General features: G+C 61.9%; 15 protein-coding genes. 9 read left to right on the top strand and 6 right to left on the bottom strand.

Annotation, left to right across the window (positions count from 1 at the left end; all coding sequences use genetic code 11):
- Positions 1-113 precede the first annotated feature (113 nt).
- A complete protein-coding gene (gene rapA, locus F6S08_RS07980; RefSeq protein ID WP_065926413.1) occupies positions 114-2,960 on the bottom strand; it encodes an RNA polymerase-associated protein RapA in 2,847 nt (948 codons plus the stop codon).
- Between the two features lie 218 nt (positions 2,961-3,178).
- Here rapA and F6S08_RS07985 point away from each other — a divergent pair, with 218 nt between their 5' ends.
- Positions 3,179-3,520, top strand: coding sequence for an aspartate-semialdehyde dehydrogenase (locus F6S08_RS07985; RefSeq protein ID WP_065926412.1), 342 nt, complete (start codon positions 3,179-3,181; stop codon positions 3,518-3,520).
- Here the strand turns inward: F6S08_RS07985 and F6S08_RS07990 are convergent.
- The 3 genes from F6S08_RS07990 to F6S08_RS08000 form a co-directional block, all read right to left on the bottom strand.
- Positions 3,517-4,698: an aminotransferase class V-fold PLP-dependent enzyme gene (locus F6S08_RS07990; protein WP_315871499.1), complete on the bottom strand. Its 1,182-nt coding sequence runs from the start codon at positions 4,696-4,698 to the stop codon at positions 3,517-3,519. The two genes, F6S08_RS07985 and F6S08_RS07990, sit on opposite strands and share 4 nt — an antisense overlap.
- Complete coding sequence (locus F6S08_RS07995; RefSeq protein WP_315871500.1) at positions 4,695-5,165, bottom strand: RidA family protein; 471 nt, start codon at positions 5,163-5,165, stop codon at positions 4,695-4,697. Before F6S08_RS07995 ends, F6S08_RS07990 begins: the two co-directional genes overlap by 4 nt.
- Positions 5,166-5,256: 91 nt before the next feature.
- On the bottom strand, positions 5,257-6,129 hold the full coding sequence (locus F6S08_RS08000; protein ID WP_074844297.1) for a LysR substrate-binding domain-containing protein: 873 nt from the start codon (positions 6,127-6,129) through the stop codon (positions 5,257-5,259).
- Between the two features lie 100 nt (positions 6,130-6,229).
- Between F6S08_RS08000 and F6S08_RS08005 the strand changes: the two genes are divergently transcribed.
- Both F6S08_RS08005 and ccoM read left to right on the top strand, forming a co-directional pair.
- Positions 6,230-6,424, top strand: coding sequence for a hypothetical protein (locus tag F6S08_RS08005; protein ID WP_315871549.1), 195 nt, complete (start codon positions 6,230-6,232; stop codon positions 6,422-6,424).
- A gap of 143 nt (positions 6,425-6,567) precedes the next feature.
- A complete protein-coding gene (gene ccoM, locus F6S08_RS08010) occupies positions 6,568-6,684 on the top strand; it encodes a cytochrome c oxidase subunit CcoM (protein WP_017530457.1) in 117 nt (38 codons plus the stop codon).
- Positions 6,685-6,820: 136 nt separating this feature from the next.
- Here the strand turns inward: ccoM and F6S08_RS08015 are convergent, their stop codons facing one another.
- Complete coding sequence (locus F6S08_RS08015) at positions 6,821-8,296, bottom strand: inorganic phosphate transporter (RefSeq protein ID WP_065928286.1); 1,476 nt, start codon at positions 8,294-8,296, stop codon at positions 6,821-6,823.
- 312 nt (positions 8,297-8,608) lie between these two features.
- Positions 8,609-8,809, bottom strand: a complete 201-nt coding sequence (locus F6S08_RS08020) for a hypothetical protein (RefSeq protein WP_003172389.1) — start codon at positions 8,807-8,809, stop codon at positions 8,609-8,611.
- 558 nt (positions 8,810-9,367) lie between these two features.
- On the opposite strand from F6S08_RS08020, the gene pcaR reads away from it, so the two are divergent.
- From pcaR to pcaH, 6 genes are all read left to right on the top strand, one after another.
- Complete coding sequence (gene pcaR, locus F6S08_RS08025) at positions 9,368-10,210, top strand: pca regulon transcriptional regulator PcaR (RefSeq protein ID WP_025855315.1); 843 nt, start codon at positions 9,368-9,370, stop codon at positions 10,208-10,210.
- 145 nt (positions 10,211-10,355) lie between these two features.
- On the top strand, positions 10,356-11,696 hold the full coding sequence (locus F6S08_RS08030; protein ID WP_065947329.1) for an MFS transporter: 1,341 nt from the start codon (positions 10,356-10,358) through the stop codon (positions 11,694-11,696).
- Between the two features lie 146 nt (positions 11,697-11,842).
- A complete protein-coding gene (locus F6S08_RS08035; RefSeq protein WP_065928284.1) occupies positions 11,843-12,700 on the top strand; it encodes a CoA transferase subunit A in 858 nt (285 codons plus the stop codon).
- Entirely contained in the window at positions 12,700-13,479 is a 780-nt protein-coding gene (locus F6S08_RS08040) for a CoA-transferase subunit beta (protein ID WP_065928283.1), read from the top strand. The genes F6S08_RS08035 and F6S08_RS08040 overlap by 1 nt, the downstream gene beginning before the upstream one ends.
- Complete coding sequence (gene pcaF / locus F6S08_RS08045) at positions 13,476-14,678, top strand: 3-oxoadipyl-CoA thiolase (RefSeq protein WP_315871548.1); 1,203 nt, start codon at positions 13,476-13,478, stop codon at positions 14,676-14,678. The genes F6S08_RS08040 and pcaF overlap by 4 nt, the downstream gene beginning before the upstream one ends.
- Before the next feature lie 17 nt (positions 14,679-14,695).
- A complete protein-coding gene (gene pcaH, locus F6S08_RS08050) occupies positions 14,696-15,400 on the top strand; it encodes a protocatechuate 3,4-dioxygenase subunit beta (protein WP_065928281.1) in 705 nt (234 codons plus the stop codon).
- The last annotated feature ends 1 nt before the right edge of the window (position 15,401 follow it).

A 15,401-nucleotide genomic window follows, 5' to 3' on the forward strand; every position in this document is an offset into this window, starting at 1 on the left:
TCAACTGTGGGAGGGGGCTTTCCCCCGATGAGGCCCGCAACGCCAACGGTGTTCTCAAGTGAATAAAAAAGGCCCGCAGTGCGCGGGCCTCTATTAACAGGGCAGGGCGGTAATCAACCGGCCACCAACACCCGAATGGCTTCCAGTCGCAGCGCCGCCTTGTCGAGCATGGCCAGGCCTTGCTCGCGTTGGTTACGCAGGGCAACCAATTCGCTGTCACGGACGGTCGGGTTGACCGCTTGCAAGGCCGTCAGGCGCGCCAGTTCTTCGTCGGTGTCTGCCGCCAGGCGACGCTTGGCTTCGGCCACACGTTCGGCGTGACGCGGTGTGATCTTCTCTTCACCGGCGTTGATCCGCGGTGTGAGTTGATCGCGCTGGGCCTGCACGAACTTGTTGGCGCTGGCCCGTGGCACGCTTTCCAGCTGGTCGTTCAAGGTTTCGAACGAGACACGGCCAGACAGGTCGTTGCCATTGGCATCCAGCAGGCAGCGCAGCGCCGCCGGCGGCAGGTAGCGGCCCAGTTGCAGTGCGCGCGGCGCGACCACTTCGCTGACGTAGAGCAGTTCCAGCAACACGGTGCCTGGCTTGAGCGCCTTGTTCTTGATCAGCGCCACGGCGGTGTTGCCCATGGAGCCGGACAGCACCAGGTCCATGCCGCCCTGCACCATCGGGTGTTCCCAGGTGATGAACTGCATGTCTTCACGGGACAGCGCCTGGTTACGGTCGTAGGTGATGGTCACACCTTCGTCGTCGCCCAGGGGGAAGCTGGCGTCAAGCATCTTCTCGCTGGGCTTGAGGATCAGCGCGTTTTCCGAATGATCTTCGCTGTCGATGCCAAAGGCGTCGAACAGGGTTTCCATGTAGATCGGCAGGGCGAACTGGTCGTCTTGCTCGAGGATGTCCTCCACCAGTGCATCGCCTTCACCGGCACCGCCGGAGTTGAGTTCCAGCAGGCGGTCGCGGCCGGTGTGCAGTTCCTGCTCCAGGCGCTCGCGCTCGGCACGGGCCTCGTCGATCAGGGCTTGCCACTCGCTGTCGTCGGCGTTTTCCAGCAGCGGCAGCAGGCGCGGGCCGAACTGATGCTGCAAGGCGTTGCCTGTCGGGCAGGTGTTGAGGAACGCGTTCAAGGCTTCGTGGTACCACTGGAACAGGCGCTGTTGCGGGCTGGTTTCCAGGTAGGGCACGTGCAGTTCGATCACATGCTTCTGGCCGATCCGGTCCAGACGGCCGATCCGCTGTTCCAGCAGGTCGGGGTGGGACGGCAGGTCGAACAGCACCAGGTGGTGGGAGAACTGGAAGTTGCGGCCTTCACTGCCGATTTCCGAGCAGATCAGCACCTGGGCGCCGAATTCCTCATCGGCGAAGTAAGCAGCGGCGCGGTCACGCTCGAGGATGTTCATGCCCTCGTGGAATACCGTGGCCGGGATGCCGGAGCGCACGCGCAGGGCGTCTTCCAGGTCCATGGCGGTTTCGGCGTGGGCGCAGATCACCAGGACCTTGGTGCGCTTGAGCATTTTCAACTGGTCGATCAGCCATTCGACGCGCGGGTCGAAGCGCCACCAGCGGTTTTCTTCGTCGATGTCCGGTTGCGACTGGAAGCTGACTTCCGGGTACAGCTCGGCGTGTTCGCCCAGGGGCAACTCGAGGTATTCGTCCGGGTTTGGCAGCGGGTAGGCGTGCAGCTTACGCTCCGGGAAGCCCTGCACGGCGGCACGGGTGTTACGGAACAGCACGCGGCCGGTGCCGTGGCGGTCGAGCAGTTCACGCACCAGGCGCGCACTGGCTTCGGCGTCGCCATCATTGACGGCGGTCAGCAGCGCTTCGCCTTCGTTGCCGAGGAAACCCTGGATAGTCTTGTGCGCGGCAGGCGACAGGCGGCCCTTGTCGAGCAGCTCCTGCACGGCTTCGGCCACCGGGCGATAGTTCTCGCTTTCGGCACGGAAGGCGTGCAGGTCGTGGAAACGGTTCGGGTCCAGCAGGCGCAGGCGCGCGAAGTGGCTGTCCTGGCCCAGCTGTTCCGGAGTGGCGGTGAGCAGCAGCACGCCCGGGATGACCTCGGCCAGTTGTTCGACCAGGCTGTATTCCGGGCTGGCTTTGTCTTCATGCCAGACCAGGTGGTGGGCTTCGTCGACCACCATCAGGTCCCAGCCGGCGGCGAACAGTGCGTCCTGGGCCTTCTCATCGTCCACCAGCCACTCCAGCGCGACCAGGGCCAGCTGGGTGTCTTCGAACGGGTTGGCGGCATCGCTTTCGATAAAGCGTTCTTCATCGAACAGCGCCACTTGCAGGTTGAAGCGGCGGCGCATTTCCACCAGCCACTGGTGCTGCAGGTTTTCCGGTACCAGGATCAGTACGCGGTTGGCGCGGCCCGACAGCAGTTGGCGATGGATCACCAGGCCCGCTTCGATGGTCTTGCCCAGGCCCACTTCGTCCGCCAGCAAGACCCGTGGTGCGATACGGTCAGCGACTTCACGGGCGATATGCAATTGGTGGGCAATAGGTTGCGCACGCACGCCACCCAGGCCCCACAGCGAGGATTGCAATTGGCGGCTGGTGTGTTCGAGGGTGTGATAGCGCAGCGAGAACCAGGCCAGCGGGTCGATCTGCCCGGCGAACAGACGGTCGCTGGCCAGGCGGAACTGGATAAAGTTGGAGAGCTGGGTTTCCGGCAGGGTGACCTGCTCGTTCTGCCCATTGAGGCCGTGGTAGACCAGCAGGCCGTCGACGTCATCGACTTCCTGCACGGTCATTTTCCAGCCTTCGAAATGGGTGATGGAGTCACCCGGCGAAAACCTCACACGGGTGAGGGGCGCATTCCGTAGCGCATACTGGCGGGTGTCGCCAGTGGCCGGATAGAGCACGGTCAACAAGCGGCCGTCCTGTGCCAGAACGGTGCCTAACCCCAGCTCTGCTTCGCTGTCACTAATCCAGCGTTGCCCCGGTTGATACTGCTGCGCCATGCTGCCTGACTCCCGCCGTGAAAAAGCCGACTATGTTAACGGAACAAGGCCCCACGCCCAAGGACTCTGACAAAAACTACTCCGTTTGGGCGGCCGGGTGAGCACGCAATCGACGGGTGGAGGGCACTTGTGAGTGTCGACTGGGTCACAGGTTGGCGAACCTGCGCTCAAGTCGTCGCGCGGCCCGCCGACAGCCTGCTGACAGGAGAACAACTATCATGCTTCCACCTATGCTGCCCGTCAGCGTCGTACCGGTTACGTCGCAACTCGACCCGGTCCGCCAGAAACCTGATATTCCGCCCGTGGTCCCTGTGCAAGCGGGCTCCAACGAAAGCACTATCGACCTGAAAAAGGGCGATGCCGAGCAGTCGACTTTTTTGCTGCGCGAGGAACAACGCCGCCAGCAGGAACAGCAGAAACGCCGGCGCGAAGCCGATGAGGACCCGGATCAGCACTTGGCGATCCCGGGCGACCTGCTCAATGCCGACAACACCGTACCGGTTGTGCCGCTGATCGAAGACGCGCCGCGCCAGGGCTTGTGGGTGGACGTCGAGGTTTAGCTCCGCAGTTCCCGCAGTGCGGTCATCAGCAATTCGATGTCGTGATCGTTGTTGAGCGGGCTGACGGAGATCCGCGCAATGCTGGTCAGGCCCCGGGCCTGCATATCCAACGGGGTGTAGGCCACACCGTTGGCGCCGATGTTGATCCGCTTCAATCCCAATTGCCGTTTGAGTTCGAAGGCGTCCCAGCCGGCGAGGTTGAAGGCGATCAAGCCCGATTGAAGCGTGCCCAGGTCATGCAGGGAAATACCCGGAATCCCGCGCAATGCTTCGCGGATTCGCCTGCTGGTGTGCGTGACCTTTTCCCACACACGCTCGATCCCCAGCTGATTCATCTCCTGCAGTGCATTGCCCAGGCCTGCCAACAGGGCAAAGGACACCTCGCTGGTCTCAAAGCGCCGGGCGTCGTTGCGCAGGTCGAAACCGTCGGCGCTCCAGGGGGCGGAAAACACGTCGCGCTGGGCGGGGTTCAAGTGCGGGAGGAAATCCGGCCGCACATACAGCAGCGCCGTCCCCCGTGGCCCGCGCAGGTGCTTGCGCCCGGCCGCCTTGAGCACATCGCACTGCAACGCCTGCACATCCACCGGCACCTGGCCGACGGCTTGGCCGGCATCGATAAAGTAGGCGATGGCATGACGCCTGGCCACTTCGCCGATGGCCTGGGCGGGGTTGATCAGGCCGCCGTTGGCGGGGAGCCAGGTGAGGTCGATGAGCTTTACGCTTGAATCGAGCATGGCTTCCAACGCCACGGGGCACACCGCGCCGGTGGCATCGCAGGGGATGACATCCACCCGCGCGCCGGCTTGCACCGCCCACTGCATGCTCGCCAGGTTGCCGCCCCATTCGTGGCGTCCTACCAGAATGCGGTCGCCCGGCTGCCACGGGCCCAAGGCCTGGAACGCCATGCTCCAGGCGGTCGAGCCGCTGCTGGCAAAGGCAATCGATGGGATGGGCGCGTTGAGCAACTGCGCGGCAGCGCGGCGAGCTTTCTCCACCAGCACGGCACCCTGTTCGCCGGCTTCCATCGGGCCGTCGCGGGCTTCGCGTTGCAGTTGGCCGATGATGGCATCGAGGGTCGCCTGGCTCGGCAAGGAGGCGCCGGCAGGGTTGAAGTGCACGGTGCCCGACTGGCAGCCGGGAGTGCCATCGCGCAGGTGTTGGACCTCAAGCGGGCTCACGGCTGCAACTCGAAAATCCCGTCAACCTCCACCGCCACGCCGGCCGGCAGGCTGCAAACACCCACTGCCGTACGCACATGCCGGCCCTTTTCGCCGAGGGCATTCACCAGCAGGTTGGACGCACCATTGGCCACGGCGCCCTGGCGCTGGAAGTCGCTGCTGCTGGCGATAAACACCCCCAGGCGCAGGACGCGCACCAGACGCGACAGGTCATCGCCCAGGGCATCGCTCAATTGCGCGAGCAAGCCCAGTGCAGCCAGTTCCGCGGCCTGGCCACCTTCTTCCTCGCTGAGGGATTCACCCAGGCGGCCCACGTAGGCAGGCTTGCCGTCTATCAGTGGGATTTGTCCGGAGATAAACAGCTGGTTCTGGCTGACCAAATGGTTGATGTAGTTGGCAATCGGCTGGCTGGGTGATGGCAGCGTCAGGCCGAGGGCTTGCACGCGGTGGCGGAGGGAGTCGCTCATGGTGAATCCTCTGGGGTCAGGAGGTTTCAGCATGTGGGGCAGGGGGGAGTGTCGACAAACGGATAGATCTCATTCGACGTATCGAAATAACTCACGTGTCGCGGCAGATGTCCTTCAACCACTCGCTGAAACACCGCGCGGCGTCGCTGGCAGGGCCTTGCGCTGCAATCAACCAGTAGCCTATTTGACTGTGATAGGGCGGCCAATCGAAGGCTTCTACCAGGCTGCCATCATCCAGCCTGCGTTGGATCAAGCGATGACGGCCCATGGCAATGCCCTGGCCGGCCACTGCGGCTTCGACCACGATGTTGTAGTCGTGGAGCATGACGCGCGGGTGGTGCTTGAGGTCGACTTGATAATGCCCAGACCAGTCCGTCCACTCAAAAGGCCGGTGCGAAGTGGCCATCAACAGCGCACCGTTGTGCACTTGGCTGGCCTTGAACGCCGGGCTGCACACCGGTGAGATCACTTCCGGCATCAGTCGGGTGGCCTGCACGTCGGGCCAATCGCCTTTGCCGTAGCGAATAGCCAGGTCGACTTCAGCAGCGGCGACGTTGGCCAGTTGAATCGCCGGCAGCAACTCCACCTGAATATGCGGATAGCGGTTGAGAAAACCGGCCAGGCGCGGCGCCAACCACAGGGTGGCGAAAGACGCCAGCAGGCCGACACGTAACACCGTGGCGCTGGGTACCAGCCGTTGGGCGCGGGTTGCGACGGCGATGGCGTCAAGAGCTGGGCGGATTTCAGCGTAATACTGCTGGCCGTCTGCGGTCAGATCGATCGCGCGGGTGCGTCGGATAAACAGCGATTTACCCAGGTGCTGTTCGAGCTTTTGTACCTGATGGCTCAGGGCACTCTGGGTTACCGACAATTCCCGCGCTGCCTTGATAAAGCTCAAGTGCCGGGCCACGGCTTCAAAGGCGCGCAGGGCCAGCAGCGGCGGAAGATCCTTATGCAGTGCCACCTGAATGGGCCTCCTTGAGTGGTTGGAAAGTGCCGATTTTGGGCGTCGGTCGGCCTTTTGTCGCCGGTTGATTTGCCGTCGGGCGCAGGAGTCCGCATTATTGAGCCTTACTTGCCACGACGTAAGCCAAGCCATGAGTGATGACGACAAGCTGATCGACCTGAACGCCGAACGTGCCAAGCGCGTGCATGACCTGAATGACAAGCGCCTGAATGAAGTGCGCCAGGCGTTTGAACAGGCGATGCCTTTAGGCAAAGCCAAGAAAAAATCAAAGAACAAACCCAAAAAGCGTTAAAACGGCCTGCATCTATTGATGCAGGTCAGTTATTACCCTTCTTTACGCCCCGTCGCGGGCGACATTGATCCCCGTCAATTTTTCAATCCGCCTTCTCCATTAACTTAGCCCTATCGCAACAAGGCAAGTGCAGGAGGCCGGTCATGTTTATCGATAATGTGGTATTCGCCGGAGTGCTGACTGTAAGCCTCATGGTGCTGTTTTTTGTAGGGTTTGGATTTTTTATCTGGAAAGACGCGAACAAGCGTAAAAAACCTTAGGTCTTTCCGGGTTACATGAGCACGCAAGGCATTTTGGGCGACTTCGGTCGCCCTTTTTTTTGGGTGTTCATTTCAGGTCCATAAAAAAAGGTGCGGTCCTCACAGAGGCCGCACCTTTTTTGTCAGCGCCTGGCTATCAGTTGCCCAGTGCCTTGGAGGCCAGCCAGAACAAGCCGGCCGAGAGGCCTACGGTCGCAGGCAGGGTCAACACCCAAGCCATCAGGATGGTCTTGACCGTGCCACCTTGCAGGCCGCTCTTGTTGGCGACCATGGTGCCCGCCACGCCGGAAGACAGTACGTGGGTAGTGGAGACCGGCAGGGCGAAGATATTGGCAAAGCCAATCATCGTGGCGGTGGTGATCTGTGCCGACATGCCCTGGGCATAGGTCATGCCCTGCTTGCCGATCTTCTCACCGATCGTCAGTACCACACGCTTCCAGCCCACCATGGTGCCCAGGCCCAGGGCCAGTGCGACCGCGAGGATCACCCAGAACGGCGCGTACTCGGTGGTGGCGGTCAGGTCTTTGCGTAGCTTGTCGAGGTCGGACTTCTCACGCGCATCAAGGCCTGGCAGCTTGCCAACTTTCTTTGCGGTGTCGTCCAGGCACAGCAGGTAGCGGCGAACTTCGATACGTTGATCGGCGTTCAGGGAGTGGTAGTCGGAGACACCTTTCAAGGTGCTGACGAGCGCATTGATGGTGGGCTCGGTCTGCTGCGGGTTGCACTGAAACTTGCCTGGCAGATCGTCTTTCACGCTTTTGCCCAGTGCCAGGAATTCGCCGAGCGTGGCGTTGTTACGCTGGTAGAACTGGCTCAAATGCACGGTAGCGTCGCGAGTGCGCTCGATCTGGTAGGTGGTGCTGCCCAGGTCGAGTACGAACTGCGCCGGCACGATACCGATCAGCACCAGCATGATCAGGCCGATGCCCTTCTGGCCATCGTTGGAACCGTGCACAAAACTCACGGCCATGGCCGAAATCACCAGGACCAGGCGGTTCCAGAACGGCGGGTGCTTCTTGTCGTCGAGCTTGCGGCGCTGGTCCGGGGTCTTGTGCATCTTCGACAACGGGCGCCACCATTTCAGGCCGATCAGCACCAGGGCTGCGACCAGGAAGCCGGCCATCGGCGAGAACACCAGGGACGCGCCGATATCGACGGCCTTCTGCCAGTTCACACCGTCAGCCAGGGGGATGTCGTTGATCAGGGCATTGGCCAGGCCGACACCGAGGATCGAACCGATCAGGGTGTGGGAGCTGGAGGCGGGGATACCGAAGTACCAGGTGCCCAGGTTCCAGGTGATCGCCGCGGCTAACAACGAGAAGACCATCGCCAAGCCATGGCCGGTGTTCACATTGATCAGCAACTCCACGGGCAGCAGGTGCACGATGGCGTAGGCGACACCGACACCACCGAGCAACACGCCGAGGAAGTTGAACACCCCGGAGAAGAACACGGCCAGATGCGGCGGCATGGCTTTGGTATAGATGACTGTGGCCACCGCGTTAGCGGTGTCATGAAAGCCATTGATGAACTCGAAGGCGAGGACAAAGGCCAGGGCGAGCAACAGGCTCACGAGAACCCAAGCATCCAGTCCGCTGAATAAATCGATCATGAAGGTTTTCTGACCCGGTCGTAAGGGGGCGCGATTATGCCAGAAAACCTCGGTAATCGATGCACTAGCTGCTCATCGGTATCAATCTTCATCGAATCGCCATGGGCGAAAGCTGGCGATCCCAGGGTTTTCGGGGCTTTGGCAAGTCTTTGATTTATAAAGCCCAGGGCTGAAAGGACAGGGTTTTGTCACCAAATCGTCATGCCTGAAACATTTGTATGAAATTTTACAGACGATGGTGGGATTCAGGTCGGCTGGAGGATGGCTAAATGGCATCGCTGCAGGCAGGGCCCTGGACTCGCTCCGAAGCGCTTATGGCTCTTCGGCCTTGAGTTCCTGTTCAATCTTTTGGATTTCCTGGGCAAATGCCTGGTCGAGCAGGCTGGCTCGCTTGCGCCATGGTTTGCGTTCAGGTTCAGGCTGGGCGGCATAGGTGGTGACTTCCCCGCCGTAAACGTCCTTGTAACGTTGCTCCTGGCGCTCAAGTTCCGCGCGCAGTTCATCTTTCGTCACGTTGTTACCTAATTGAGTTGGGTGTAAGTACATGGCAGTGTTTGGCCTGAATGTCGCCCTCGGGTTGTTCCAACTTGAACCCACGAAGTGTTCAAGTTTGAATGAAAACGGGAGGCCACTGTTGGGCGGTCATTCCAGGCAGGTAGTTGCGATCGTCCATGCACGACCTGTGCATGGTTTGGCGAGTTCCAGCCTCAATATGAAACCGGGCTCTCCTCCGCACAGGATGCATTATAGCGGCGCATTTGAATAACACTATCGGCATAAAGTTAAAAAGCGTCAACTTTGTGTGAGTGTTTTGTTACGTCGACGCGTCAGTATTTGCTGAAATTCTGGCGTCATAAACTCAACAAGGAAACAAGCTATTAAATTAACGGCTTAACATCGCCGGGGACGTGGTTGATAGATCGCCCTCAGGCGTAGCGCTAAATTGCGATAATCGCATGATTGTCCGATAATCGCCCAATGTTGCGGGGCCTGCCTTGTGCATCACGGCCGGCCCGGCTTGTAATAGCAGCCCAATCCCCTGCGGTTGACAATAAGAGAAAGGAACCTGGCATGAACGATCAATTGCGCAACTCTTTCGCGTCAGTGGCGCCGCCGATCGTTGCCTCGCCGGCCAAGCGTATCCAGGCGTTTACCGGTGACCCCGACTTCATGACCTCCCTGGCTCGCGGCCTGGCGGTGGTGCAGGCGTTCCAGGAGCGCAAGCGCCACCTGACCATCGCCCAGATCAGCCACCGCACCGAGATCCCCCGCGCCGCCGTACGCCGTTGCCTGCATACCTTGATCAAGCTCGGCTACGCCACCACCGATGGGCGCACCTATTCATTGCTGCCCAAAGTCCTGACCCTGGGGCATGCCTACCTGTCCTCCACGCCATTGGCGGTATCGGCCCAGCCTTATCTGGACCGTATGAGCGAGCAACTGCACGAAGCCTGCAACATGGCCACCCTCGAAGGCGACGACATCCTCTACATCGCCCGTTCGGCCACCACCCAGCGCCTGATTTCCGTGGACCTGTCGGTGGGCGGACGGTTGCCGGCCTATTGCACCTCCATGGGCCGCATCCTGCTCGCGGCATTGGATGACGCCTCGCTGCAGGACTACCTCGACCATGCCGACCTGCAAACCAAGACCAGCCGCACCCTGACCACCCCTGAAGCCTTGTTCGAATGCCTGCAACAAGTGCGTCAGCAGGGCTGGTGCATTGTCGACCAGGAACTGGAACAGGGCCTGCGCTCCATCGCCGTGCCGGTGTATGACGCGTCCGGCCAGGTGCTGGCGGCGCTCAATGTCAGTACTCACGCTGGACGGGTCAGCCGCAGCGAGCTGGAGCAGCGTTTCCTGCCGAGCATGCTCAGTGCCAGCCGTGAGTTGAGTGCGCAGTTGTTTGCCTAAGGTGTTCGGTGACCGCACAGATCCCCGCTTGATCAATTGACGATGTTTCCCCCGGCTTATTACTGTGCGGCAGCGCTCTTGAGGGCGCCCCAATAATAATGACGGCCCCAGGCCGTTGGCCCGCCATCGGTGTGGAATAAGAATAATGAATCAGCCTTCTGTCGGTACCACCCTGGACGTGCAGTCCTTTATCAACACCCAGCCACTGTCCCGTTACCAGTGGCGCGTGGTGATCCTGTGTTTCCTCATTGTTTTCCTCGATGGCCTCGACACCGCCGCCATGGGCTTTATCGCGCCCGCGCTGTCACAGGACTGGGGCATCGACCGCGCCAGCCTTGGCCCGGTGATGAGCGCTGCGTTGATCGGCATGGTATTCGGCGCCCTGGGTTCCGGACCGTTGGCTGACCGTTTCGGGCGCAAGGTTGTGCTGGTGGGCGCGGTGCTGGTGTTTGGTGCGTTCAGCCTGGCCTCGGCCTACAGCAGCAGCGTGGATCAATTGCTGGTGCTGCGTTTTCTCACCGGGCTGGGCCTGGGTGCCGGCATGCCGAACGCGACGACCCTGCTCTCCGAATACACCCCTGAACGCCACAAGTCGCTATTGGTGACCAGCATGTTCTGTGGTTTCAACCTGGGCATGGCCGGTGGCGGGTTTATCTCCGCCAAGCTGATCCCGGCGTTCGGCTGGCACGCCTTGTTGATGATCGGCGGCATCCTGCCGTTGATCCTGGTGGTGGTGCTGATGCTGTGGCTGCCGGAGTCGGCGCGTTTCCTGGTGGTGCGCAACCGAGGCACCGACAAGGTGCGCAAAACGCTGTCGCCCATCGAACCCTCTATTGTTGCCCAGGCCACCGCCTTCAGCGTGCCCGAACAAAAAACCGTCAAGGCGCGCAACGTGTTCGCGGTGATTTTCTCGGGCACCTACAGCGTCGGCACCTTGCTGCTGTGGCTGACGTACTTCATGGGCCTGGTGATCGTGTACCTGCTGACCAGTTGGCTGCCGACCCTGATGCGCGACAGCGGCGCCAGCATGGAGCAGGCTGCGTTTATCGGCGCGCTGTTCCAGTTTGGTGGCGTATTGAGTGCCGTCGGCGTGGGATGGGCGATGGACCGGTTCAATCCCCACAAGGTCATCGGCACTTTCTACCTGCTGGCCGGGGTGTTTGCCTACGCGGTCGGGCAGAGCCTGGGCAATATCACCCTATTGGCCACCTTGGTGCTGGTCGCCGGGATGTGCGTCAACGGTGCGCAATCGGCGATGCCGTCCCTGGCCGCGCGCTTCTACCCAACCCAAGGCCGCGCCACCGGCGTGTCGTGGATGCTCGGCATCGGCCGTTTCGGCGCGATCCTCGGCGCGTGGATGGGCGCCACCTTGCTCGGCCTGGGCTGGAACTTCGAGCAGGTGCTCACCGCCCTGGTCATTCCGGCCGCTTTGGCCACAGCAGCCGTGGTCATCAAAGGCATGGTCAGCCATGCGGATGCGACCTGAGATCAATCGATAGCCTGCCAACAATCCGTTCGATAATCGAACGCTGAGTCGATTATCGGATTGTTTGGCCGATTTCCCCGGCTTAATCTTCAAGCACTTCGGCGCCACCTCAGCGCCTTTTCGATCCACACCGGGAGCCCAACCCCATGGCTGAAATTCTTGCGCTGCGTGACGCGGTGAAGCAATTCGTGAACGACGGCGACACTGTCGCACTGGAAGGCTTCACCCATCTGATCCCTACGGCAGCGGGTCATGAAATCATTCGTCAGGGCAAGAAAGACCTGACGCTGGTGCGTATGACGCCTGACCTGATCTACGACCAGTTGATCGGTGCCGGGTGTGCGCGCAAGCTGATTTTCTCCTGGGGCGGTAACCCGGGTGTAGGTTCCCTGCATCGCCTGCGTGACGCGGTCGAGAAGCAATGGCCGCAACCGTTGGAAATCGAAGAACACAGCCACGCCGACCTGGCCAATGCCTACGTCGCCGGCGCATCGGGCCTGCCGTTCGCGGTGCTGCGCGCCTACGCGGGTTCCGACTTGCCCAAGGTCAACCCGCTGATTAAGACCGTGACGTGCCCGTTCACCGGTGAAGTGCTGGCAGCGGTACCGTCGGTGCGTCCGGACGTTACCGTGATCCACGCGCAAAAGGCTGATCGCAAGGGCAACGTGTTGCTCTGGGGCATTCTTGGGGTGCAGAAGGAAGCGGCCCTGGCGGCCAAGCGCTGCATCGTCACCGTGGAAGAAATCGTCGATGACCTGAACGCGCCGATGAACAGCTGCGTGCTGCCGACCTGGGCCCTCACTGCGGTGTGCCACGTACCCGGTGGTGCCCATCCGTCCTACGCCCACGGCTACAACGAGCGTGACAATCGCTTCTACCAGGCGTGGGACCCCATCGCCCGCGACCGTGGGACCTTTACCGCCTGGATGGATGAATACATCCACGGCACTGCCGATTTCAGTGAATTCCAGGCCAAGCTGACCACGCAGCAGGAGGCCAAGTAATGGCTTACTCGACCAATGAAATGATGACCGTCGCCGCCGCGCGCCGCCTCAAGAACGGCTCCGTGTGCTTTGTGGGCATCGGCCTGCCGTCCAAGGCCGCCAACCTGGCGCGCCTGACTTCGTCGCCGGATGTGGTGCTGATCTATGAGTCCGGCCCGATTGGCGCCAAGCCCAGCGTATTGCCACTGTCGATCGGTGATGGCGAGCTGGCGGAAACCGCCGACACCGTGGTGCCGACCGGCGAGATTTTTCGCTACTGGCTGCAGGGCGGGCGTATCGACGTGGGCTTTCTCGGTGCCGCGCAAGTCGACCGTTTCGGCAACATCAACACCACGGTGGTCGGTGATTATCACCAACCCAAGGTGCGCCTGCCGGGCGCTGGTGGCGCGCCGGAAATCGCCGGCTCGGCCAAGAGCGTGCTGATCATCCTCAAGCAGTCGTCCCGTTCGTTTGTCGACAAGCTGGACTTCATCACCTCGGTCGGCCACGGCGAAGGTGGGGATTCGCGTAAACGCCTGGGTCTGCCGGGTGCCGGTCCTGTCGGAATCATTACCGACCTGTGCATCATGGAACCGGAAGAGGGCACCCACGAATTCGTGGTCACCGCCCTGCACCCAGGGGTGACCCGCGAGCAAGTCGTAGCGGCCACCGGTTGGGCGGTTCGATTTGCCGAGCAGGTCAGCACCACCGCCGAGCCGACCGAGGTCGAGTTGACCGCCCTGCGTGACCTCGAAGCACGCACGGCCGCCGCCCACGGCCAAGCACCGGGAGAAGCCTGATGCGCGAGGTGTTTGTCTGCGATGCGATTCGCACCCCCATCGGCCGCTTTGGCGGGGGCCTGTCCAGCGTGCGCGCCGATGACCTGGCAGCCGTGCCGATCAAGGCGCTGATCGAGCGCAACCCTTCCGTGGACTGGTCGGCCGTTGACGAGGTGTTCCTCGGCTGCGCCAACCAGGCCGGTGAAGACAACCGCAACGTCGCCCGCATGGCGCTGTTGCTGGCCGGCCTGCCGGAGAGTATTCCGGGGGTGACCCTCAACCGTTTGTGCGCCTCGGGCATGGATGCGATCGGCACCGCGTTTCGCGCTATCGCCAGCGGCGAAATGGAGCTGGCGATTGCCGGTGGCGTCGAGTCGATGTCCCGTGCGCCGTTCGTGATGGGCAAGGCTGATGCGGCGTTTTCGCGCAACATGAAGCTGGAAGACACCACCATCGGCTGGCGTTTTATCAACCCGTTGATGAAAGCCCAGTACGGCGTGGACGCCATGCCGCAGACCGCCGATAACGTCGCCGACGACTACCAGGTTTCCCGCGCCGACCAGGACGCCTTCGCCCTGCGCAGCCAGCAACGCACCGCCGCCTCCCAGGCGGCCGGATTCTTCGCCGAAGAAATCGTGCCGGTACGGGTCGCCCATAAAAAAGGCGAAACCGTGGTGGAGCACGATGAGCACCCCAGGGATACCACCCTTGAAGCCCTGGCCAAACTCAAACCGGTCAACGGCCCGGACAAGACCGTCACCGCGGGCAATGCCTCGGGGGTGAACGACGGTGCGGCCGCGCTGATCCTGGCGTCTGCCGAAGCGGTGAAAAAACACGGCCTGACTGCCCGCGCCCGCGTGCTGGGCATGGCCAGCGCCGGCGTTGCGCCACGGGTGATGGGCATGGGCCCGGTGCCGGCGGTGCGCAAGCTGGTGGAGCGCCTGGGCCTGGCCGTCACTGACTTCGATGTGATCGAACTCAACGAAGCCTTCGCCAGCCAAGGCCTGGCGGTGCTGCGTGAACTGGGCATCGCCGATGACGCACCCCAGGTCAACCCGAACGGTGGCGCCATCGCACTGGGCCACCCCTTGGGCATGAGCGGTGCGCGGCTGGTACTGACGGCCCTGCATCAGTTGGAAAAAACCGGCGGCCGTAAAGGCCTGGCGACCATGTGCGTGGGCGTCGGCCAAGGCCTGGCCCTGGCGATTGAACGCATCTAATAAGAGAGGACTGCTCCATGAGTGACAAGCCCGGTTACCGGCGCCCGCAAGCGGGCACTCAGCCTGATTACCTGCACCCGGCCTATCAGTCGACGAACCTGCGTTCGCCGTCCCAGCCATTGGTGTTCCTGCCCCATTCGTTGTCGGAAATCACCGGCCCGACCATCGGCGCCGAACGCCTCAGCGAGAAGGACAACGACCTCACCGCCCAACACGACGGCGAGCCCCTGGGCGAACGCATCATCATTCACGGCCGCGTGCTGGATGAAAACGGCCTGCCGGTGCCGGGTATCCTCGTGGAGATCTGGCAGGCCAACGCCGCCGGTCGCTACAACCACAAACGTGACCTGCACGATGCGCCGCTGGACCCGAACTTCACCGGCACCGGGCGCACCGTCACCGACGCCGATGGCTGGTACCAGTTCCAGACCATCAAGCCCGGCGCCTACCCGTGGGGCAACCACCACAACGCGTGGCGTCCGGCGCATATTCACTTTTCGCTGTTCGGCCCGAGCGTACTGACGCGCCTGGTGACGCAGATGTATTTCCCTGGCGACCCGCTGCTGGAATACGACCCGATCTACAACTGCGTACCGGATACCAGCGCCAAGGAACGCCTGATCGCCCGTTTCGATCTGGAAAAGACCATTCCTTCCTATGCCCTCGGCTACCGCTGGGACATCGTCCTGCGCGGCCGCGACGCCACGCCGATGGAGAAATGAG

Source organism: Pseudomonas sp. JV449 (assembly GCF_032424295.1).
In the GTDB taxonomy this organism is placed as follows: Bacteria; Pseudomonadota; Gammaproteobacteria; order Pseudomonadales; family Pseudomonadaceae; genus Aquipseudomonas; species Aquipseudomonas marginalis.

Coding starts and splice junctions, on each gene's coding strand:
- rapA (WP_065926413.1), bottom strand. CDS start 2,960: ATGGCGCAGCAGTATCAACCGGGGCAACGCTGGATTAGTGACAGCGAA.
- F6S08_RS07985 (WP_065926412.1), top strand. CDS start 3,179: ATGCTTCCACCTATGCTGCCCGTCAGCGTCGTACCGGTTACGTCGCAA.
- F6S08_RS07995 (WP_315871500.1), bottom strand. CDS start 5,165: ATGAGCGACTCCCTCCGCCACCGCGTGCAAGCCCTCGGCCTGACGCTG.
- ccoM (WP_017530457.1), top strand. CDS start 6,568: ATGTTTATCGATAATGTGGTATTCGCCGGAGTGCTGACTGTAAGCCTC.
- F6S08_RS08015 (WP_065928286.1), bottom strand. CDS start 8,296: ATGATCGATTTATTCAGCGGACTGGATGCTTGGGTTCTCGTGAGCCTG.
- pcaR (WP_025855315.1), top strand. CDS start 9,368: ATGAACGATCAATTGCGCAACTCTTTCGCGTCAGTGGCGCCGCCGATC.
- F6S08_RS08030 (WP_065947329.1), top strand. CDS start 10,356: ATGAATCAGCCTTCTGTCGGTACCACCCTGGACGTGCAGTCCTTTATC.
- F6S08_RS08035 (WP_065928284.1), top strand. CDS start 11,843: ATGGCTGAAATTCTTGCGCTGCGTGACGCGGTGAAGCAATTCGTGAAC.
- F6S08_RS08040 (WP_065928283.1), top strand. CDS start 12,700: ATGGCTTACTCGACCAATGAAATGATGACCGTCGCCGCCGCGCGCCGC.
- pcaH (WP_065928281.1), top strand. CDS start 14,696: ATGAGTGACAAGCCCGGTTACCGGCGCCCGCAAGCGGGCACTCAGCCT.